Below are 21,648 nucleotides of genomic sequence, written 5' to 3' on the forward strand. Positions count from 1 at the left end.
TTTTATCTCTTCACTTTTTTACTACAATGCCCATATATTTAAGATGAGGAATATCTCTTACGTAGTTATAAAATTGGCATTATCATGCTTTATGCTTTCCCAATTTATGTATAAAGATGCCTTTTTAAATGATTTTGTTTACGCACCAATCCAACATTTTTGGCATGCGAAAGGCAAATAGGAAAATTGAAAACGAAAGACTTTTATTTTATTGAAAGCGGTGCAAAACAATAAATAAAATTATGAATGATTTTTATAAACCAATGTATTGCTTGCTTGTGGCGATAATGCAGGAATAAAGACGCGTCGTGATTGGCGGCGTTGCACAAGTAAACCTTGATAAACGCGTTTTTGTGCCTGACAGATTAAGAGACCACCAAAATAGGGCAAAAGATAACGTGCAAATGGCTCATAAAAAAATGAAAATGACCGCGCAATATAGCCAGAAAAAGGCATATAATGTACAATTTCTTGCACGGATTCAGAAACAAAATTTGTTTTTTCAAACAAACGTGTAATCTGTTGCCGACTATAAGGCTGACCATAGCCAAAAGGTGTACAAGCATTTCGAGCCCAGAAGCCGGAACGATTAGGAACAATAACAATTAAATGACCATTAGGAGCTAAAACACGCCACATTTCATTTAATGTTTCGAATGCATTTTCTGAATACTCAAGTGCATGAATTAATAAAATACAATCAATCGAAGCATCAGGAAGTGGCAAATCTTCTTCGAAAACAAGCGCGCTAGCAACCTTATCGGGACAGGGCCAAGGAGAAGCTCCCTGAGCTGCAGGCATAAAAGCAAAACACTGCTGAGCACGTTGACGCAATACAGAAAGATAAGGAAGTGCATAACCAAAACCCATAACCCGTTTATCATCAAGATCTGGCCACCATATATTTAATTGACCACACAACGTCTCCTGTACGCGCAGCCCAAGTGTAGAAGCATAAAAATCTCTTAGTGTAACTATATCCAAGTCAATATACCATGTAGAAATAAATTTCGAACATTATAGGTTTATATACCTCATTCATACTTATATGGACTGCTGCTTATTCTCCGCAATAGTGAACAGTTTCAATATTTCATATTTTAAGCATCAAAATCGCATGAAATGTTTTAATGCTCATTTCATTATAAATGTTTTGATCATATTTTTGAATTTTAAAAATATCTTTTGAGTTTGAGAATTTGCATGCCCTAAAAGCTTTACCTACACTCTTTTTTGCACTTATGAAGAATAAAAACCAAGTGATTAATTAAGATGTAGTAACCGTTCAAGATAATTTTTTTCTTCTTCTGAAAGATGCTCTTTACCAAGACGTTTGCGAATTTCTTCTAAAATTTGCCGCGTACGCATTTGGTCACTTTCTTGTGGTGTAGAAACACCTTTCTGTTCTTGATTTGTTTTTGAAGAAAGTGAACGCCCTAATGGATCTTCAAAACTGGGAGCAGTCTTCTTATTTTCTCCCATTTTTTCAAGTTTTTCACGCATTTCTTTTAAAACACTTTGTGCACCTTCTCTTAAAGCTCCTAAAACATCTGATTGATTTTGGATAGATTCTTGGTGATTTTTATGATTAAGAGCCTCTTGTGCAGACTTCATTTTTTCTTCTGCTTTTTTGAATGCTTCACTTACTTCAAATCCTTGTTCTGACAATTCCTTTTCTAACTTTGATAATTCAGATTGCAACTCCGCCTGACGTTTTTGCAAAGATTTTCCTTGTTCTTCTGAAGCATTGTCTCCATGTTGTTGTGTTTTTAACTGATGCGTTTCATTAAGAATTTCTTGCTGACGACGCATCAAATCTCCAAGCTGATCCATTTGTTGTTTCATTTTTGCAGACTGGCTTTCACTCTTTCCTCCATTTTGTTTTTGAACATGCAAATTATCAAGCAACTGTTCAAATTCAGACAACAACTGTTCAGCTGCTAAAGAGGAGCCCATTTTAGCCATTTCCTCAATGCGATTCAGCTTTTCGTCTAATGTATCTTCAGAAAGATTTGGAGTTTCACCAGAGCTTTTAGAATCTTTAGAATTTTGAGAGAGCCTATTTTCTTGTTTTTCTTCAGCCAAAGCATGAATATAATCATCCATAGCTTGACGTAAATCTGCCATAAGGCGTTCAATTTCTGCAGGGGGCGCTCCATAACGCAGTGCATCACGCAAAGCAGCTTGTGCTTGTTTTAAGTTTTTTTGAACAGACTCGATCTGATTATCTTCAATACCTAAAGTAATTTGCCATAAATAATCAACCACATTGCGCAATTCATCTTCTTTTTCTGCCAGAGAAAGTCTTGTCCATGCACTTTGTAAAACGAGAAAATGTGTTGTATTTTGAATCCCCTCTTCTGGACGTACCAGCAAAGCAGAAAGCATATCGAGAACACGTTCTTTTGCAGAAGCATCAAGGGCTAGCAAACGACGCAATTCACTTACAGCACGTGCAACAGGATTTGAAAAAACACGCTGCGGTAATGTCATAACAAAAGTTTTACTACGGCTTTGTTGCCCAAAACCATCTTCTGCTACCAAAGTAATCTTAACTTTTGAACCAGCCCATGGGTGACCAGAGACATCTTGTACCATTCGCATTCTACCTTTGCCACCACGCGGTAAAAGAAGCTTTATTTCAGGAGCCTTATAAAGAGAAGATATCTTCTTGTGTGGATTAAAAAGGGGTTCTATTTCAACAAAAGCCTTTGTTACTCCGTAATCATCATCCAGTTCATATTGAAGTTCTAACGAACCCGTCAAAATTCGCCCTGGTTTTTCTACCCAATGAATTGTTGGAGGCTGATCTTTAATCACCTGCAAATGCCATTGTTGTTGTTTATGACGTGAGGACACAAACAAATCTACCGGATATTTTAAATGTGTTTCGAACTGAACAATTGGATCATTCCAGGGGGTTTTTTCACTTTTTTTTGAAAATAAAACTTTATGGGCGTTCTTTTCAGAAACTGCTTTTACTGTAATACCAGCGCCATTAACAACCCGTACAACGACATCACTGCCTTCAGGAACGGTAACCTGTGTTATCTCCCCTTTTGTTAAATAAATGGGTGCAACACCTGTATAAGCGGGTGGTGTGACCCAAGCATCAATACGCATCAATTTTTCATCAACGATAGGACGAAAATCAAAAGCATCAGATAAACGCCCTCCTAATGAACCAAAAGAAAAACTAAAAGCACAAATAAAAAGAAGAAAGCATAAAGCTCTCAAAGCAAGAGGATCAAAAGCAGCACTATTGGGAGAAACAAATCCCGTTTTCAAATGGTATAATTGTTCCGCCATACGACGTTGATGTTCACGCCAAATAACGGCACGAAAATCTTTATCATTTTCAGAATATAAATGGTCTGTTTGGACACTTAAAGGCTGATTCTTTAGATTATTTGCTTTTTCAAGCCGAAGATTAACATCTTTTATAGTCGGAAAGCGAAAACGAATAAGGAAAAATAAGCTTCCCACTGCGGAAAAAAATATAAGCAAAAGTAACAAGAGATGTGGCCAATATCCCAAAATACTAAAAACACCCAGCCAACTTAGCGAACAAAAGAAACTAAGAACTAAGAAAAATGGCAACAACCGCACCCATATCCTCTCAAATGAGAGAATAAGCCACATCAAAATGCGTACACACAAAAGTTTTATTTTTACAAAACTTTTGATGTTTTCATTTTTCATAGACAAGGATTTGTCCCCTTTTACAATGATAAATAAAGAGCATAAAACCCATCCAAGACAATTTCCAGCAAATAAATTGTTTCACTAAAGTTTAGTATAAATAAGACACAAAATATTTAACAATTCTCAATCCATTCTGGAATATGATCACAGGCTATCAATTGCGCATAATCAAGACGTGGCCGAATGACTGCAAAACGTGTCTCTTGGACGAGAACTTCCGGCACCAAAAGGCGGCTATTATAGGTGCTTGCCATCACTGCACCATAAGCACCCGTTCCCGTAATTGCCAATAAATCGCCAGCAGACAAAATTGGAAGACAACGATCTAATGCTAAATAATCTCCGGTTTCACACACTGAACCCACAATATCTGCACGAATAAGCGGTGTATTTTTAGGAACTTTTTTCACAAGAAGCACATTTTGCCAGGCATCATAAAGCGTTGGGCGTATAAGATCATTCATCGCCGCATCCACAATAACAAAATTCCGTCCTTCTCCCTTTTTTAAATAGAGAACAGATGTTACCAATACGCCTGCTTCCCCAACAATGCTACGCCCTGGTTCTACAATAATATTAAGTCCTAAAGGTGCAATATACTTCTTTACAAGCGCTGCATAATCAAAAGGAGATGGTACTGAAGAATCTTCATTGCCATATGCAATACCAAGCCCCCCTCCAATATCTATATGCGTTATTGCTAAACCATCGCTCAATAATTGACGCACAAAATCTGCGATAATCAAAAAGGCTTCCTCAAATGGTTTTAAATCACAAATCTGACTACCAATATGCATATCGATCCCACAAACATGTAATCCAGGTAAATGAACAGCTTTTTTATAAGCTTCTTTTGCCAACAATAATGGAATACCAAATTTATTCTCAGACTTTCCTGTGGTAATTTTTTTATGCGTCCTTGCATCAACATCTGGATTAATCCGTAATGAAACACGCGCTGTTTTTGAAAGAGCAACAGCACGTTGTGACAATTGTTCAAGTTCCGGTTCTGATTCAACATTAAAACAATAGATATCCTGAGAAAGAGCAAAATCTATCTCTTTTATAGTTTTTCCAACACCAGAATAAACAATACGATTCGCGGGAATACCAACAGCAAGAGCGCGTCGTAATTCCCCTTCTGAAACAACATCCGCTCCAGATCCATTTGCTGCTAAAAGCTGTAAAATTGCTTGATTAGAATTAGCTTTTACCGCATAAGCAATCCAACTTGGCATCTCTTTAAATGCATTTTGATAATCTTTAAAACGTGTAACCACTGCATGTGCAGAATAACAATAAAAGGGTGTTCCAATATTTTGAGCAAGATCAGCAAGTGAAAGAGCCTCAGCATGAAGTGTACCTTGATGATAGGGAAAAAAATGCATACTTTCCTCTATTGTATCAAGCGATCAAGAATAAAAGGTTTATCGTCTTCTCTTTTAAGAATAGACTTTCCTTGAACAGTCTTATCCATAGCTAAGGAAGGCGATTCTAAAGCGCCTTTGCGCCCACATCCAACTGTAACGACACTGAAAAACAGGACACTTATCAAACTTTTTAAAATAACTTTCATGTGTCCCCTTTTCTCATATCGCTTTTTCTACCTTTTGTCCTTAAAATGAAATGATTCAAACTGTTGCAAGACATTTTTTCCAATATGCAATTTGACGCAGCACTTCTGAGGGCGCTGTTCCCCCAAAGCTTTTGCGGCTTTCAACAGATTTCTCAACTGCCAAAATATCAAAAACTGTTACATTCACATTAGAACAAATTGTTTGAAGCTCCTCTAATGACAGGTCGTTAAGACGACACTGTTTTTTTTCTGCTAATGCTACAACACGCCCCGTAATATGATGCGCTTCACGAAAAGGCAAGCCCAATTCACGCACCAGCCAATCTGCCAAATCCGTAGCTGTTGCATACCCTAAATCAGCCGCCTGCTTCATAGCTTCTCTATTCACTTCAAGGTCGTTTATAATGCCTGTCATTGCTGCCAACGATAATTCTAAACTTGAAGCCCCATCAAACACATATTCTTTATCTTCTTGCATATCCTTTGAATAAGCAAGAGGTAAAGCTTTCATCACAGTTAAAAGCCCAACCAACGCACCATTTAATCGGCCTGCTTTAGCGCGCACCAACTCTGCTGCATCAGGATTCCTCTTTTGGGGCATAAGAGACGAACCTGTCGTAAAAGCATCTGATAAATGAATAAAATTAAATTGTACACTCGACCAAAGCACTATTTCTTCTGCCAAACGCGAAAGATGCATTGCGCACAAAGCACCAACGCTTAAAAATTCCAATGCAAAATCACGATCAGAAACACTATCAATGGAATTGCGTGTAGGTTCCCGAAAACCAAGTGCTTTTGCTGTCATAAAACGATCAATAGGAAAACCCGTTCCAGCTAAAGCCGCAGCGCCCAAAGGAGATTCATTCATGCGTTCAAGTGCATCATGCATACGTGATAAGTCTCTGCCAAACATTTCAACATAAGCCATCATATAATGGCCAAATGTAACTGGTTGTGCTGTTTGTAAATGGGTAAATCCAGGCATAAAAGTATCAACATGCTGCTCTGCTTGCATAAGCAATTGCTCCATAAGTTCTTTTAAGGCCTGCCTTATTTGCCGTGTTTTTTCACACACCCACAAACGAAAATCAACAGCTACTTGATCATTGCGTGAACGTGCAGTATGTAGACGCCCTGCAATAGGACCAATCAATTCGCTCAAACGCGCTTCAATATTCATATGAATATCTTCAAGTTTTTGTGCAAAGACAAATGTACCGTCCTCAATTTCGTGACGTATATGCTTTAAACCATCAGCAATTTTTTCATAATCGGATTGTGAAATGATCTTTGTTTGCGCTAACATAGCAGCATGAGAAAGCGAACCTTCAATATCTTGCCGATAAAGTTTTTTATCAAAATCGATCGAAGCATTTATTTTTTCCATAATTGCAGCAGGTTCTCTTGTAAATCTACCGCCCCATATTTGGTTTTTTAATTTTTCATCTGTCATATTCTAAAAATACACATAAAAAGGATAAAAATCATGGCTTCTCAAACTCTTAGCAGATCTCAAAAGAAAAACAAAAAAAGAAAAGTCTTCATCCTCTGCTTTTTTATTGCGATCATTTTTGCCATAGGTTTATACACAATAAAAAGCCCTCATGATAAAAGAATATCTCTTTTTACCAATTCTATTTCTGGAGATAATACTACAAAAATACAAGAAGAAAAAATAGCTCCAATAAAAAAAGCAGCGCAAGGCTTTTTTACCAACATACGATTTGCTGATAAGCTCTATGATATAAAGCCATTTGCCTTTAAGGATATTCAAGGAAACGAGCATACACTTGCCGAATTTACCGGAAAACCTCTTTTAATTAATCTATGGGCTATTTGGTGTGCACCCTGTCGTATGGAAATGCCAGAATTGGCACAATTAAAACATGAAATGAATGGGGAAAATTTCGATGTCATAGCTATTAATACGGACCAAACTGCTTCTGCTGAAAAAATTCAACAATTTTTACAAGATGTTCACGCTGATAATTTAGTCTATTATCGCGATGAAACAATGAGTATTTTCAACAATGTTAGAAAACAAGGGCTTGCTTTAGGATTACCTATCACACTTCTTATCGATAAAGATGGTTATCTCATTGCTTCATTCAATGGTGCAGCTCCATGGTCCAATGATGATGCTAAGGCGCTTATCAAAGCCATCATCATGAGAGAAATGCAATAATTTTAATAACCGCGTCTTTTTAAGCGTTGTATTACCAAATCCAACGCCGACAAAAAAGCAGAACGATCTTTATGACAAAAAGGGCGAGGACCGCCTGTTATATGTCCCTGCCCACGTAAATCTTTCAACAAATTACGCATTGCCAAAGCTGAACCAATAGAGTTTATATCAAAAATGCGCCCCGTTGGTGAAAGACAAATACCACACGCATTCACAACGCGTGCCACTAAAAGAATATCACTGGTAATCACAATACTTGCTTCATGCACATGTTCTACAATCCAATCATCTGTGCAATCATATTCGCTTGCAACGACAATTCGTTCAATGCATTTTTCATTTGGAAGAAACAAAAAACGATTTGCAACAACAAATGTTTTCAGTTGATAACGATTCATAACACGATAAACTTCATCTTTTACAGGACAAGCATCAGCATCAACCAACAACGTGATATTTGATGTTCTTTTTGTTTTCGTCTCTTGTCTTTCAAACAATAATAAATTCTTTCATTGTTTTGAAGGCTGCATATAGCCACGATAAAACATGATTGCCGCGTTTATTTCTCCTCCAAGAATAAAAATTGCACTCAGCATATAAAGAAAAATAATGGCAGCCATAATAGATGCTAATCCAGCATAAGTAGAATTATAATCAAACATTGTTAAATAATATGCAAAAGCAATAGAAGCCATAAACCATACAAACATCGTTACTATGATTCCTGGTAAGATATCTATAAATTTTCGTTTTTCAGCTGGAAGCCATTTATGAACAATCAAAAGACTCATAAATAAAACAATAACGGCGATTACGTAACGCCATAAACGAATGATAGTGATATATTCATTAATGAATAAAGAATGATCTCGCATAACTTTGATTAACACAGGTGCCAAAATTAACAAAAAACTGATTACAACAAGACCAATAGCTCCAAGTATGACAAAAAACAAACTTTGGAAACGACAAAAAAACCAACTACGTCGATCAACCACACGATAAGCTCTATTTAAAGCTGTACGCAAAGCCTCTACGCCATTAGAAGCAAAATAAGCCGCTCCAATAACAGAAAGTGTCAGCACTCCTCCTCGATGAGGAACTATAACATTGATAATTTCCTTCGATAAAGGATCCGCGATAACATCTGGTAATAAATGCATAACCGCTTTGATTTTTTGCGGCGTATATGTAAAAGCGCCAAAGAAACTGGCAAGAGATGTTCCAAAAATAAAAAAAGGAAAAAGTGCTAAAAGCCCTGAAAGCGCAACATGACTAGCAAAAGCACTCCCATTATCACGCCAATAATGACTTACTGCATTAATAAAAATACGATAGCTATACCAAAAGATATTTTTTAACAAATCCTAATACTCTCTGGTAATACTCTTTTTTCTTTAACCCATTCCCATCTTACAAAAATAACAAAACTCTAACAAAATATTCTCTAATATAAAGGGCAATGATCAGCACGGTCAAGTCTATCTATTTTCAAAAAATTGAAAAGAAAAATCAAAAAACTTTTTCTATAAAAAGCCAATAATCATGAAGAACTACATCCTCACCATCACTATTTATAGACCTACACATAGATCACAATAAAATATCCTGTAATCTTTATGCCATCACACATAATTTATGACACACTTAGATATGTATCAAATGATCTTTTTTTCATTTAAATCATATAAAAACCACAGTAAAAAACAAACACACTATACCATAAAAAATTATGCAAAAAAACAATTTGAAATGAAAATAACCAAAACACAAGACAATGGTACAGTTTAATTTTTTTAATCTTTTCCTTAAATCCACAGTGCTCTTTTATATATCACAACGGTAGAAGGATCCTAGGTGATAAGCTTACATATGCAAAATTTTAATCGATAAATCATTAATATGCAAAGGACCACCTCTTTTTTATAGCCTTCTCAACTCAAGAAAAAGAAGAATTCCTTATAAATCATAGACTTAAAAAAAACATCTATGCAATTGAATAAAACAATTTTTTGTTTTACACACTCTTTTGAGAAACACTCTCTTTAGCAATGCTATGACGCCCAAAGTCAGGAGCATCAATTTCCTGCCCCGCATCAATAATATTACGACGTACAGCACGTGTACGCGTAAAGAAATTAAACAATGTCTCACCATCTCCCAAACGAATTGCATTTTCTAAAGAAGCAAGCCCTTCACTAAAACGGCTTAACATTTCTAAAATGGCATCCTTATTATGCAAACAAATATCTCGCCACATCACAGGATCAGAAGACGCCAAACGAGTAAAATCACGAAAACCTGAAGCAGAATAAGCAATGACTTCTGAATTTGTTACCTTTTCTAAATCACTGGCTGTTCCAACGGTGTTGTAAGCAATCAAATGCGGCAAATGCGAAACAATTGCTAAAACAAGATCATGATGTTTTGGATCCATCTTTTCAACACGTGCCCCACAGGCTTTCCAAAATTCTGTCAATTTTGCTACAGCTTTTGCATCACTTTCAGCAAAAGGCGTTAAAATACACCAACGATTTATAAATAAATCAGCAAAGCCAGCATCTGGTCCTGAATATTCCGTTCCAGCAATCGGATGTCCTGGAATAAAATGAACTGTTTTAGGCAATAAAGGTGCCATTTCTGCAATAACCAATGCTTTTGTTGAGCCTACATCACTTACAATTGTCCCAGGCTTTAAATGATCACGAATAGTTTTTGCCACTTGTGCACTCGCCCCAACGGGAACAGAAAGGATAACCAAATCCGCTCCTTCAACAGCTTGTGCATTCTCTGTTGTATAAAAATCCCCAAGCCCCAATTCGCGTGCTCTTTTCAATGTTTCTTGACGGCGGGTTGCAATAGAAACTTGAGCTGCAAGCTTGTTCTTCTTAATGACCCTTGCTAAAGAAGACCCAATCAAACCAATTCCAATCAATGCTATTTTTTCAAATTGAATATGGGGCATTTTTCACCTTTAAAAGACTCGTCTTACACAGATACCAAGTCCTAATTAATCTATCCTTTATTCAAGAGTTATGTATCAAATATTAAAAAAAGCAAGAAAATGAATTATAAGGCCCCCCACAACTCATCATCATCTACACAAGCTACACATACATCATTTTTATCTACAAAATGTACCCTCAAAATGAATAAAAAAGTCTCATATTAAGCTTGTCTATTCAGCATACCATACGGAATATAGATACGCTCTTATAAATTCTTGATCAAGAATAATAACCGTTTCACGTAAAAGTATGAGACCTTTTTTCAAAAAGCACTTTTTGTGTAAGAAAGACCTATTTTCTGTAACAGATTCTGAGGTATCATAACAAAGTTTTTATAATAGAGCACATCAATATACCCCTTATATGTAAAGCCATTTACGAATAGTCACTACAAGATATTGTATTTAAAAATATTCTTTCTCTTTCTGTCATAAAATGAAGCAAATATGAAAAAATATAACCTTTTAAAGACAGCTTAATATTTTAAGTAGCCATTTGGCGTCGAGCAAAAATTGTAAGCCCTAGTAAAACTTGGCGAATGATAGCTTCTCCTAAAAGCGGATTTTTACGACTATCTAAAACAGCCTTCTGAATTCTTTCCATCGCATAAGAAATTTGTTCCAATTTCCAATATCTTAAAGCTTGTTCTACTATTTTTTTGCGTTGGAAAAAAATAGGAGGGCGCGCTTGAGAAATCACTGTAAAGGGCGTTTTTCTTTCAATTTCCACTTGATAACGCAAAAACTGTAATTGCTGAAAATGCCGTTGTGCCGTACTTAAAATAAGGAAAAGTGTCCCATGCAATGCTGCATGTCGACTAAAATGAAATTCAAAACCTCGTATATCACCCACTAAAAGAGCATCAATCACTTCATCTGGAGAAAGAGCACTCACATTGCTAATAACAGCTTTCACATCATCAAGAGTTATATGAACATTTGAAGCATAAAGGCAGAGCTTTTCTAATTCACTCCGTGAAACAAGGCGATCTCCTCCCAAGCTTCCATGTAGCCAATTGCGTGCATCCAAAGAAAGTGTTTTCTTAAAATATCCTAAAACTTCATCAATCAAAATATCAAGAGAATGCGTATCATCAGCAAAACAAGGCAAAGCCATTGCATTTGAAGCCATTTCAATAACATTGCGCAAACCCGTTCCTTTTTTTAAATCCCCTGCCTCAATGAGGATAAAACTGGTTTCCGGTATTTTTTCAATCAAAAGCTTCAGTGCAGTAAGAAAGTTTTTTTGGTTAGCAGCATTAGAAATCCATATTAAACGATTTCCCCCAAAAAGTGACAAAGTCTGTGCTTCATTTTCTAAACGTGCTGGATCTTTATCAATCTCAGCAGCATCTAAACGAATCGTTGCAAATGGATCTTCTATATTCACCTTTGTAAGCTTAGCAAAACACTGAGCACGTTCACAAACAAGACCACGATCCGGCCCATAAATAAGAACAATAGGAAAGGCATGTGAAAAACGCGTTAGAAAATGATCAACTTCATGCGCTTTTTTCTGAGCCAAAATATTTAATCCATTAACAATTCATCATCATCAAGAGCTTCCCCACGAACTTTTTGAAACATACCAATTAAATCGTTTACATTCAATCCCTTACGCTCTTCTTGACAGACATCTAAAATAATTTTTCCTCCATGCAACATCAGTGTTCGATCCCCATGATCAAGGGCCTGACGCATAGAATGTGTTACCATAATAGTTGTTAATTTTTGCTCTTCAACAATTTTTTCTGTCAATTGCATCACAAAGTTAGCCATTCCTGGATCTAAAGCTGAAGTATGCTCATCAAGTAATAAAACATCAGCATGGGCTAAGGTAGCCATAACAAGACAAATGGCTTGACGTTGCCCACCAGATAAACTGTCCATAGGATTATGAATATACGATTCAAGACCAATACCTAGCTGTGCAATTTTTTCTTGAAAAAATTGTCGCCTTTCACGATTTAAAGCTGAACGCAAACTATGTCGACTACCGCGAAGAGCAGCAAGAGCCAAATTTTCTTCAATTGTTAAAGAACCACAACTTCCCTTTAACGAATCTTGAAAAACGCAAGCAACTTTTCCAGCTCTCTGACTAACCGACTGCTGAGAAACATTTTGCCCATTGATCACCACTTTGCCTGCCGTAGGACGAATTGCACCGGCTAAAACACCAAGCAAAGTTGATTTACCTGCACCATTCGAACCGATAATAGTAACAAAACTTCCTCGATCAATTTTGAGGTTAATATCAATTAAAGCTTGTTTTTCCAAAGGCGTATGAGGTTTAAAAGTCACCCCTACATGAGAAAGTTCAATCATGTTTACGCCTCCTCCAATAGCGTGATAAAATAAGAGTCGCAACAACTAAAAGAGAAGTGATCAACTGAAGATCTGTTGAAGTATCAATACCAATACCGTTTGCTTCAAATGCAAACTGTACTGCCACACGGTAAAGAACAGATCCTGTAATACAACTCACAAGAATCCAAAAAATGCTGCGCGTACGAAAGAGCGTTTCACCAATAATAACAGCGGCTAATCCAAAAACGATTGTCCCTGCTCCACCAGTAATATCGGTAGCGATCGCTGTTTGAATATAAAGAGCCCCTCCAAGAGCTACACAAGCATTAGAAAGCCCCATTCCAAAATAAATGAATGCTGTCCTATGAATGCCTTGCGCCGTAGCCATCTGTGGATTCGTGCCCATTGCACGCATAGCAAGCCCCATTTCACTTTCCAAAAAGCGCCAAATGAACAACGTAACAATCAATAATACAATGCCAACAAAAAGTGGACGAATAAAAATATCAGACAGACCAAACAGACCATAAAAAGGCGTTAAAGCAGTATCAGAAAGTGCCAAATTAACATTAGAACCTCCTGTAATCCCCATAATACGAAGATTAATGGTGTAAAGGGCTGACATTGTCAAAATGGAAGCCAAAAGATTTAAAATGCCAAAACGCAAATTGAGCAAAGCCGTTAATAAACCAGCCACCATACCTGCTAAAAAAGCACATGCCATAGCCATCCATGCATTAAAACCCAGAAGGATCAAAACACCACAAACACATGAACCAAGAAGAAACGAACCATCAACCGTTAAATCAGGGAAATCCAAAACACGAAACGAGAGATAAACTCCTATAGCGACAAACGCATAAATCAGTCCTAACTCCACAGCGCCAGAAAACGCAAATATATTCATGCAAAGACCCCCTGAAAACTTAACGTATTTTATCGTATCAACATTATATCCATGAAAATTTATTGAAGAACCTTTGTCGCACGTTTAAGAATTGTTTGAGGAATAACAATACCAACTTTTTGGGCTTCTTTTGTATCAATGCGAATATTATCATTTGCTGCCAATACAACATCAATATCACCAGGTTTTTCACCTTTTAAAATACGCACAACCAATTTACCTGCCTCAACTCCAACATCGTAGAAACTTACACCCTGCGTCATAAAAGGTCCTCTTCCTATCGTATTAGAGTCAACCGTAAATAACGGCGTATGCGTTTCCTCAGTTACTTGTGCTGCTCCTTCTAAAACAGAAAGAACGGTGTTATCAGCAGGAACAAAGACAACATCCACTTTACCAACTAAAGCCCGTGTTGCGGCCTGAATATCAGAAGGTTTAGACGCTGATGAAGGAATCACTTCAATTCCAGCTTTATCTGCCAAGTCTTTTAAAACCTTAAGAGTTGAAACTGAATTGGCTTCAGAAGCATTATAAAGATAACCAATTTTTTTCAAATCTGGTTTTACTTCCTGCAAAATCTTAAGACTTGCTGCAACATCTACGCGATCAGAAACGCCCGTTACATTTCCACCAGGTTTGGTAAGAGAGGAAACGATTTTTGCTTCAATAGGATCACAAACCGCACCAAAAACAATAGGAATTGTTTTTGTTGCTGCAAACATTGTTTGCGCTGAAGGTGTACTGATCGCTACAATGACATCAGGTTTATCACCCACAAACTTACGTGCAACTTGGGTTGCTGTAGAAATATTGCCTTGTGCTGATAAAAAAGTGAGTTCTAAATTTTCACCTTCTTTATAACCATTTTCTGCAAGTGCATCTATCACCCCATGACGAACTGCATCCGCAGCAGGATGCAACATAATTTGCGTAATTGCTACTTTAACTTTCTCTGTTGTCTTTGCAAAGCTACTTGTCATTAAAATAGCCATAAAGGCAACGCACATACCTACAACTTTAAACATGATTATTCCACCCACCTTTTAAAAAAACCGCGAAAGAAGGAGAACCTATTAAAAATAGCTTTTAAAATCAATATTTATTTTTCTTTTTGAAACAAAAGCACAATAAATTAAATAGAAATATTATTTTTTTGTTGCAATTCGAAGAAGCCTAAGCCATACAAGCAACGTCTGAAGCAAAATATGTTTCGAATCGGTGAGCGGGTGTAGCTCAGGGGTAGAGCACAACCTTGCCAAGGTTGGGGTCGTGGGTTCGAATCCCATCGCCCGCTCCAGAATTTTAAAACGCTATAAGTTTTATGGTAGGTGTTGCTGTAGTGTAGCTTGCCAGCAGGTTTTGTATATTTTGAAACTTAGTTTTGTATTAATTCATTTTTTCCAAAGGGTTTTGTAAAGAGTTTCCAAAGATATTTTTGGGGCTTTAACAAACTTTTTAAAAAGCTTCAAAGAATTTTTAAAAACCTTTCAAAGCCTTCCCTCATTTTTATACCCGAGTTCTGATTTTATCGTTTTTAATTCTTCTCGACAATTTCAAGCGTCAAAATTCATTTTGAAAACCACACATATAATGCTAAGTGTTATACATAAAAACAACAAATTAGCACATATTTCTCCTTCCTCTTCCCACTGAGTACAAAATCTAATGTGAAGCTATATAAGTATAAGAATAGAATTTTCGAACATATACCTAAAAAGCACTTTCTTTTTTACCAACCTTCTCCAACAATTTTTTAAATTCTGCTCAGTTTTGTTGTAAAAATTCTCTATACAGATACCTTATTTGAAGCAATCACTATTATATCATAGGAGTACTCATGAACAATATCCCTACGCATCCTGTTACCCCAAATCTACAACTGATATACGTATCAAACATAGAGTATTCTACTGCTTTTTACAAATTCATCTTTAAGAAAGAGCCTGTTTTCACCTCGCCACGCTATGTTGCATTTGCTTCTTCAGGTAATACACTCTTTGCACTCTGGTCTGGAGGTGATGCACCTGAGAAAAATGTGCCTCGTTTTTCAGAAATCGGCATTATGTTGCCTCATGGAGAGGACGTAGATAAACTACATGCGGAATGGCAAGAACAAACCACCGTTGAAATAAATGTCTTGAAAGAACCATATACTGACGTATTTGGACGTACCTTCCTCATCAAAGATCCCGATGGCCATATTATTCGCGTTTGTCCACTAGATTAAAAAGCCTTAAGCCCAATCCTTAATCGCCTGAATTATAATAATTGTCTGTTTCCACAACTTATAAGCTATGCACACTAGAAGCTTACTTGTGATGCGTAACTTATCCATTTGGTCCTGTTCTATTACTTGCAGCCGCACAAACTACCCTTTCCCATAGGTGATCTGATTGGTTTGAAAATCTGTTGGCGTTATTGCATAACCAATATAAGAGAACTTGCGACATAGGAATCCAGCAGGATAGGAAACGTAGTTTAATCATCTAGCTATATTGAACATTCCCATCTCCTCTTCCACAGCACTTTTATCGTGCTATAACTTATTGATTTTATGGATCTGGTTAGCAAGTTTTATAGATTTTGATACCCAATTTTGTGCAATTCATTTTTTAAGACGCAAGATGCATAAAATATTCTCAGCCCGCCTATAAATTTAATGGAAGTTTTTTATCTCTCCAGCACATCTTATACGAGATCAATCATTTTTATTAATCTTCATTTATAAAGCATCAAATTCAGGCAAAAACACCACTTATTTTTTTGAGTTTTATAATAATTTCTTTTGCCATATTTCTGATAACCAAGAGCGCATCTGCTACGAAAAAACTTGTATCATTATTCTTTTCTATCCATAAAATATGCATTTCAATCACCAATACTAAACTATCCTACCGACACTTTTAGTATATCAGTAAATTTTTCTTTTTTAGTGATTACGTGTCACTCTTTAATAATTTCTGCTGTCTCATCATATAATGATTACTTTTTTGTTGCTAACTGTATTAGCATAAATTCCTTCGCGCGCAGTTTCCATATTGATATGGCCTACCAGCTTAAATTGTTGTGACTCATTCGTGCTAAATCTCATATCCCCTCTGACTACGTTATAGAAAAACCTTGGCTCACTTTAATACTGTTCTCTTTAACCAGTTGTCTCTACATTTTTAAAAAGTTGTTAATCCCATTTGCTTTCTCAAATGATCACGACTTTCATTCCTTCATATGACCTAGCATTGCATCTAAACCTGTTGACTTATCTCCAATGGATAGGCCAACGCTAACCATTTAGCGTTATTTTTTGTCCTAACTTAATGGATATGAAAGCAACTTCATTGTGATTTTGCGCACGCAATCAATACGCATTTTTATCATCCTTCCCAGCGTGCTGGTTTAAAAATATATACATTTCATCAGCAAGCCGTTCACAACGGTCTCGAACTTCTTTATTTATGAGCTTCCATGTACGTCCTTCATCATCCGATGCAAAATCCTCTCTAGCTGAAGCCACTTGGCATTGTAGTACATAACCATAAAGTGTACGCACTATCGGCAATAAATGCTCACACGGTTGTGTACACTTTTTAGCTGTATTACCATGAGAAATAAGCCCAACCGGTTTCCTTAAGAAAGCATCATACGCCAAATGGTCAAGAGCATTTTTTAAAACACCAGAATAAGATCCTTGATAAAGAGGGCTTGCAAGAATCACGCCATCAGCCTTTGCGATTGTTTGAATAAACTGACGCACTGCAACATTTGGATTATCCTCTACACAATGGTGATAATCTGGATCAGCAATTGGCAAAGGCTGTTCACGCAAATCAACCCAATGAAGAGATGCACCACGCATCAATAGGCAATCAGCCAAGCAATGAGCTAAAGTTCTTGTGAAAGATGGTTGACGCACAGATCCCAAAATAATTGCAATATTCAACAGAATTCTCCCTTATCTTTTAACCTGATAAATTAGACTAAATGCTTATAAACAAGTGTAAACAAAGTGACAAAGACCAAAAACACCATTTATAATGGTAGCAATCGTGCTTACATAGCATCACCTAAAAACACCAACCTTAACAATATTACTGATAAAATGAAAAGGAAAAAAACTTGCAAGCAAAACGAGAGGAGTAGCTCTCATCCTTTCCAAAATTTCAGACTAAAAAATAGCTTCCATCTCTCTTGTTATAATGAATAGAAAATTTCTATCACCTATCAATAACCATAAAGTTTGTTTGCTTTTTCAATTTTTTATTGTAAAAATAAATTCTAATAAAGTGCGCATTAGGAAGAAAAAAATCATAATAACAGGAAATTATAACCTCTTCCTATTTAATGAAAAACCGTATATACACTTATTTCGTTCGTTTTGAGCTGAAAACAGAAAGTATAGCAGAGCCATAAAAAGTTTCTGTTTCATACATTTTTCCATAAATCATAAAAGTGATGAAGAGGGCCTCGTCCTTTCCCTACTTGCAAATCACTTGAAGCAGATAACGCTCCATGCAAATAATCTTTTGCTTGTTTAACAGCACAAACTAAAGGCTGTGTTGGCAACAAAGCTGCAATCGCAGCAGAAATCGTACAACCTGTACCATGATCATGAGTGGTTACAAGACGAGGAGCTTCAAGCATAATATGCTTTTCACAATCACAATAAAGATCCGGACTAGAACAATTGTTATTCTCCATATTTTCTTTAGCAAGAGTGCTCAAATGCCCACCTTTTAACAAAACAGCGTTACAACCAAGTGCCACAAGTTGTGGAGCATATCGGTACATAGCATTTAAAGACCATTGTACTTCATATCCCAACAGCAAAGCTGCCTCTGGTAAATTCGGTGTAATCAAAGTTGCCATGGGAACAAGAACATCACGCATAACTTCAATCGCATCAGATGTTAAAAGAACATCACCACTTTTTGCTACCATAACGGGATCAAAAACAATGAACCGCGCTTTATGATAAGCAAGACGTTCAGCAATAATCTGCGCAATCTGAGCATTTGCAACCATACCAATTTTAACAGCATCAACCTGAATATCTTCAAAAACAGCATCAATTTGATCAGCCACAAAAGAAGCGTCTAGTGCCTGAAAAGCCCGTACCCCTTGTGTATTTTGTGCGACAACAGCTGTCACCACATTCATACCATAGGTTTTCATAGCTGAAAAAACTTTTAAATCCGCTTGCATTCCCGCACCACCAGAAGGGTCAGTACCAGCAATAGATAAAATCCGTGGAATAAAAACTTTCTCTTTGTTTTCTTGTGGTTTCATCAACCTTTTTTCCTTATGTTTTTAAATATCGGAAAATAGGTTCCCGAAAATAGAATTTTGAAAAAATATAAAGAAAGATGTTTTCTCATATAAATTACGTTATATATCTAGTCTTCTTATAAAGATAAAATAGGAAAGTATAGTGCTAATCCTTCGTTCTCTTCTTTTTACCTTCGCTTTTTATACAACAACTTTTGTACAAATGATTCTTTACGCCCCTGTCTATTTTCTCATGCCACGCAAAAAAGCTTGGATTGTTCCAAAAACATGGGCACGTGTTACACTTTTTTTGCAAAAATACATTGCTGGTACAACTTATGAAATTGAAGGATTAGAAAACCTTCCCAAAGGAGCCTATATCATCGCTCCAAAACATCAATCTGCGTGGGAAACCTTTGGCCTTGTCCCCTATTTAGATGACCCTGCTCTCATTTTAAAGCGTGAACTAACATGGATTCCACTTTTTGGTTGGTATATGGCAAAAACGCAAATTATCCCCATTAACCGAACAACACCGATTAAAGCTTTAAAAACCATTATACAAAAAGCCAAAGAAAAAGTAAAACAAGGACGCCAAATTCTGATTTTTCCCGAAGGAACACGTCGGAATCCTGGTCAAAAACCAAATTATAAATCAGGGATTGTTGCTCTCTACAATGAACTTGGTCTTCAAGTTGTCCCCATTGCACACAATGCTGGTTTATATTGGCCACGCGGTAATTTTCGCCGCTATCCTGGAACAATTCGTGTTCGCATTCTTCCCCCTATCGAAGCGGGTTTAAATAAACGTGATTTCCTAGATCAACTTGTTCAAAAAACAGAAAAAGCTTGCGATGAACTGCTTTTGCTAGCAGCTCAGGATCCTAACCCTCCACCTTTACCACCCAATGCTGTTAAAAAGCTCCCAAAACCAACGCTTTATGAAATATGATCTTAATTTATAAAAAGATTTCATCTTTTTGTATATTATACTAAAAACATCAAATATCGTAAATTTTTCTTATTCCAAATTGTCCTATTCAAAAATAAAGAACTTAAAAAAACTGAATATACTCCCTCCTCCTATGAGGAGTCTCTATGTAAAAGCAGGTACAACATTGAAAGTAAGAAAAAAGAATGATAGTATACATTTTATACTTTTATAAAAATAAAAAGGGTAATGTATAATGAACTTATTCTACCCTTCAGAATATATCATTGAAAAATAGGCATAAGTAAAAGATGAGCCTTTTCTTTAAAGTAAATATATAAATAACTCATACAATTATAAAATGAAAAATGGAATCTTCATCCTTAACGTGCGCTTTTTTTGCAAGAGATATCAAGTTTCATGAAAAATACAGTGAGCAAACAAAAATGTGTGCTTTCATTTCTATTTAAATAAAACATCGCTTACAATCGCTTTAAAAACTGAAAGCCCAATGAAATGCATTTTCTCTGTAAAGAGAAGATATCACAATATTAACCATCTATCCTCTCTGTTCATGGACTAGAAAACATTGTGTACTACAATTAAAAGAATTCTAAATAATTTATAACGAAAAATGGGGATTGATTGAATGCAGCGACTTTTTCATCATTTACTTTTATTATTCATTTTGAGTTTAACGAGTGTACCTGCTCTTGCACAACCCTTTATTTCTGTTGATGTTGAAACAGGACGCATCTTAGCACATAATCAAGCCTTTAGACGTTGGTACCCTGCTTCCTTAACAAAATTAATGACAGCCTATATTATTTTTCGCGCCATGAATGCAGGAAAGATTTTACCCAATAAACGTATCACCATTAGTAAATATGCAGCAAAAGCTCCTGCGCTCCGTTCAGGCTATAAAGCAGGTTCTGTTCTTACACTTGATACAGCTTTAAGCATTACTTTAGTAAATTCTACCAACGATTTAGCGATTGCCATGAGTGAATCGATTGCTGGTTCCCAACAAGCTTTTGTGAAAAAAATGAATGCTGAGGCGCGACGCTTGGGCATGTTTGGAACCCATTTTGCCAATGCAAGTGGTTTACCAAACCCACATAATTATTCCACAGCACGTGACATTGCTCTTTTAGCGGTTCAGATTCGTCGAGAATTTCCTCAATACGCCCATTATTTTTCTATTCCAGCGATTGATTTTACTGAAAAACATAAAATTCAACCCAATTCAAATAATCTTATAGGACGTTTTAAAGGAATAGATGGGATGAAAACAGGCTTTATTTGTGCCTCTGGTTTTAATCTTGTTGCCTCAGCCACCCGCAACAAACGCACAATTATTGCTGTTATTTTAGGGGCTAACAGTGTAAGTGAACGAGAAGAAAAAGCTGCACAATTACTTGAAATGGGATTTTTACATCAAGGATCCTCCCAATTAACCCTCAAGACACTAAAACCTTATGGGACCCAAATGACACAAGCAAGCGATATGCGACAACAAACATGCACCACAGAGGCCATAAAAATGCATGCAAACTCCTATGATGAGCAAGGCAATATCATCCTCACTTCACCTTTCATTGCCCCTTCACCTTCAGCTTCTTCTCCTTTACCAGTGCAGCTTCTTTATGCACCAAAACAATATCAGAAAAAAGAAAAGTCACTTAAAAAATTCTACATTCCAATTCCACAAAAAAAACAAATCTTCCACCCCATGACAAAGGCTGCAAGACATCACCAATGATAA

18 protein-coding genes and 1 tRNA gene are annotated in these 21,648 nt (G+C 36.5%); 5 read left to right on the forward strand and 14 right to left on the reverse strand.

Annotated features, from left to right (window positions below; genetic code table 11):
* Window positions 1-240: 240 nt before the first annotated feature.
* The 5 genes from K3248_RS05060 to argH all read right to left on the reverse strand — a co-directional run bounded on the left by K3248_RS05060 (window position 241) and on the right by argH (window position 6,737).
* Window positions 241-984 (reverse strand): class I SAM-dependent methyltransferase, encoded by a 744-nt coding sequence (locus K3248_RS05060; RefSeq protein ID WP_220717312.1) that lies wholly within the window; start codon window positions 982-984, stop codon window positions 241-243.
* A gap of 279 nt (window positions 985-1,263) precedes the next feature.
* Window positions 1,264-3,702, reverse strand: coding sequence for a TIGR02302 family protein (locus K3248_RS05065; RefSeq protein ID WP_220717313.1), 2,439 nt, complete (start codon window positions 3,700-3,702; stop codon window positions 1,264-1,266).
* A gap of 116 nt (window positions 3,703-3,818) precedes the next feature.
* A complete protein-coding gene (gene lysA, locus K3248_RS05070; RefSeq protein WP_220717314.1) occupies window positions 3,819-5,093 on the reverse strand; it encodes a diaminopimelate decarboxylase in 1,275 nt (424 codons plus the stop codon).
* A gap of 8 nt (window positions 5,094-5,101) precedes the next feature.
* Window positions 5,102-5,281 (reverse strand): hypothetical protein, encoded by a 180-nt coding sequence (locus K3248_RS05075; RefSeq protein ID WP_220717315.1) that lies wholly within the window; start codon window positions 5,279-5,281, stop codon window positions 5,102-5,104.
* A 55-nt stretch (window positions 5,282-5,336) separates the two neighbouring features.
* Window positions 5,337-6,737 (reverse strand): argininosuccinate lyase, encoded by a 1,401-nt coding sequence (argH, locus tag K3248_RS05080; protein ID WP_220717316.1) that lies wholly within the window; start codon window positions 6,735-6,737, stop codon window positions 5,337-5,339.
* 33 nt (window positions 6,738-6,770) lie between these two features.
* Here argH and K3248_RS05085 point away from each other — a divergent pair, with 33 nt between their 5' ends.
* Window positions 6,771-7,469, forward strand: a complete 699-nt coding sequence (locus K3248_RS05085; protein ID WP_220717317.1) for a TlpA disulfide reductase family protein — start codon at window positions 6,771-6,773, stop codon at window positions 7,467-7,469.
* A gap of 2 nt (window positions 7,470-7,471) precedes the next feature.
* Here the strand turns inward: K3248_RS05085 and K3248_RS05090 are convergent, their stop codons facing one another.
* The 7 genes from K3248_RS05090 to K3248_RS05120 all read right to left on the reverse strand — a co-directional run bounded on the left by K3248_RS05090 (window position 7,472) and on the right by K3248_RS05120 (window position 14,715).
* Window positions 7,472-7,966 (reverse strand): YaiI/YqxD family protein, encoded by a 495-nt coding sequence (locus K3248_RS05090; protein ID WP_220717318.1) that lies wholly within the window; start codon window positions 7,964-7,966, stop codon window positions 7,472-7,474.
* 12 nt (window positions 7,967-7,978) lie between these two features.
* On the reverse strand, window positions 7,979-8,833 hold the full coding sequence (locus tag K3248_RS05095; protein WP_220717319.1) for a YihY/virulence factor BrkB family protein: 855 nt from the start codon (window positions 8,831-8,833) through the stop codon (window positions 7,979-7,981).
* A gap of 653 nt (window positions 8,834-9,486) precedes the next feature.
* Complete coding sequence (locus tag K3248_RS05100; RefSeq protein ID WP_220717320.1) at window positions 9,487-10,434, reverse strand: prephenate/arogenate dehydrogenase family protein; 948 nt, start codon at window positions 10,432-10,434, stop codon at window positions 9,487-9,489.
* A 526-nt stretch (window positions 10,435-10,960) separates the two neighbouring features.
* Window positions 10,961-12,001, reverse strand: a complete 1,041-nt coding sequence (gene holA / locus K3248_RS05105) for a DNA polymerase III subunit delta (protein WP_220717321.1) — start codon at window positions 11,999-12,001, stop codon at window positions 10,961-10,963.
* Between the two features lie 5 nt (window positions 12,002-12,006).
* Entirely contained in the window at window positions 12,007-12,801 is a 795-nt protein-coding gene (locus tag K3248_RS05110) for an ABC transporter ATP-binding protein (RefSeq protein WP_220717322.1), read from the reverse strand.
* Entirely contained in the window at window positions 12,794-13,690 is an 897-nt protein-coding gene (locus tag K3248_RS05115) for an ABC transporter permease (protein WP_220717323.1), read from the reverse strand. Before K3248_RS05115 ends, K3248_RS05110 begins: the two co-directional genes overlap by 8 nt.
* Before the next feature lie 59 nt (window positions 13,691-13,749).
* Window positions 13,750-14,715 (reverse strand): ABC transporter substrate-binding protein, encoded by a 966-nt coding sequence (locus K3248_RS05120; protein ID WP_220717324.1) that lies wholly within the window; start codon window positions 14,713-14,715, stop codon window positions 13,750-13,752.
* A gap of 197 nt (window positions 14,716-14,912) precedes the next feature.
* Between K3248_RS05120 and K3248_RS05125 the strand changes: the two genes are divergently transcribed.
* Window positions 14,913-14,987, forward strand: a tRNA-Gly gene (locus K3248_RS05125).
* 540 nt (window positions 14,988-15,527) lie between these two features.
* The gene (locus K3248_RS05130) at window positions 15,528-15,917 is read left to right on the forward strand and encodes a VOC family protein (protein WP_220717325.1); all 390 of its coding nucleotides are present in this window, start codon (window positions 15,528-15,530) and stop codon (window positions 15,915-15,917) included.
* Between the two features lie 1,128 nt (window positions 15,918-17,045).
* On the opposite strand, the gene K3248_RS05135 is transcribed toward K3248_RS05130, so the two are convergent.
* Both K3248_RS05135 and thiD read right to left on the reverse strand, forming a co-directional pair.
* A complete protein-coding gene (locus K3248_RS05135; protein ID WP_220717326.1) occupies window positions 17,046-17,627 on the reverse strand; it encodes an NADPH-dependent FMN reductase in 582 nt (193 codons plus the stop codon).
* Window positions 17,628-18,109: 482 nt separating this feature from the next.
* Window positions 18,110-18,973: a bifunctional hydroxymethylpyrimidine kinase/phosphomethylpyrimidine kinase gene (thiD, locus tag K3248_RS05140; protein ID WP_220717327.1), complete on the reverse strand. Its 864-nt coding sequence runs from the start codon at window positions 18,971-18,973 to the stop codon at window positions 18,110-18,112.
* A 142-nt stretch (window positions 18,974-19,115) separates the two neighbouring features.
* Between thiD and K3248_RS05145 the strand changes: the two genes are divergently transcribed.
* Window positions 19,116-19,904, forward strand: coding sequence for a lysophospholipid acyltransferase family protein (locus K3248_RS05145; RefSeq protein WP_220717328.1), 789 nt, complete (start codon window positions 19,116-19,118; stop codon window positions 19,902-19,904).
* 628 nt (window positions 19,905-20,532) lie between these two features.
* Window positions 20,533-21,645 carry a D-alanyl-D-alanine carboxypeptidase family protein gene (locus K3248_RS05150; RefSeq protein WP_220717329.1) on the forward strand — a complete coding sequence of 371 codons (1,113 nt, stop codon included), beginning with the start codon at window positions 20,533-20,535 and terminating at the stop codon, window positions 21,643-21,645.
* Window positions 21,646-21,648 lie beyond the last annotated feature (3 nt).

Origin of the sequence: Bartonella raoultii (assembly GCF_019659805.1) — a bacterium.
Lineage (GTDB): Bacteria > Pseudomonadota > Alphaproteobacteria > Rhizobiales > Rhizobiaceae > Bartonella > Bartonella raoultii.

Coding starts and splice junctions, on each gene's coding strand:
- K3248_RS05065 (WP_220717313.1), bottom strand. CDS start 3,702: ATGAAAAATGAAAACATCAAAAGTTTTGTAAAAATAAAACTTTTGTGT.
- lysA (WP_220717314.1), bottom strand. CDS start 5,093: ATGCATTTTTTTCCCTATCATCAAGGTACACTTCATGCTGAGGCTCTT.
- K3248_RS05075 (WP_220717315.1), bottom strand. CDS start 5,281: ATGAAAGTTATTTTAAAAAGTTTGATAAGTGTCCTGTTTTTCAGTGTC.
- argH (WP_220717316.1), bottom strand. CDS start 6,737: ATGACAGATGAAAAATTAAAAAACCAAATATGGGGCGGTAGATTTACA.
- K3248_RS05085 (WP_220717317.1), top strand. CDS start 6,771: ATGGCTTCTCAAACTCTTAGCAGATCTCAAAAGAAAAACAAAAAAAGA.
- K3248_RS05100 (WP_220717320.1), bottom strand. CDS start 10,434: ATGCCCCATATTCAATTTGAAAAAATAGCATTGATTGGAATTGGTTTG.
- K3248_RS05110 (WP_220717322.1), bottom strand. CDS start 12,801: ATGATTGAACTTTCTCATGTAGGGGTGACTTTTAAACCTCATACGCCT.
- K3248_RS05115 (WP_220717323.1), bottom strand. CDS start 13,690: ATGAATATATTTGCGTTTTCTGGCGCTGTGGAGTTAGGACTGATTTAT.
- K3248_RS05120 (WP_220717324.1), bottom strand. CDS start 14,715: ATGTTTAAAGTTGTAGGTATGTGCGTTGCCTTTATGGCTATTTTAATG.
- K3248_RS05130 (WP_220717325.1), top strand. CDS start 15,528: ATGAACAATATCCCTACGCATCCTGTTACCCCAAATCTACAACTGATA.
- thiD (WP_220717327.1), bottom strand. CDS start 18,973: ATGAAACCACAAGAAAACAAAGAGAAAGTTTTTATTCCACGGATTTTA.
- K3248_RS05150 (WP_220717329.1), top strand. CDS start 20,533: ATGCAGCGACTTTTTCATCATTTACTTTTATTATTCATTTTGAGTTTA.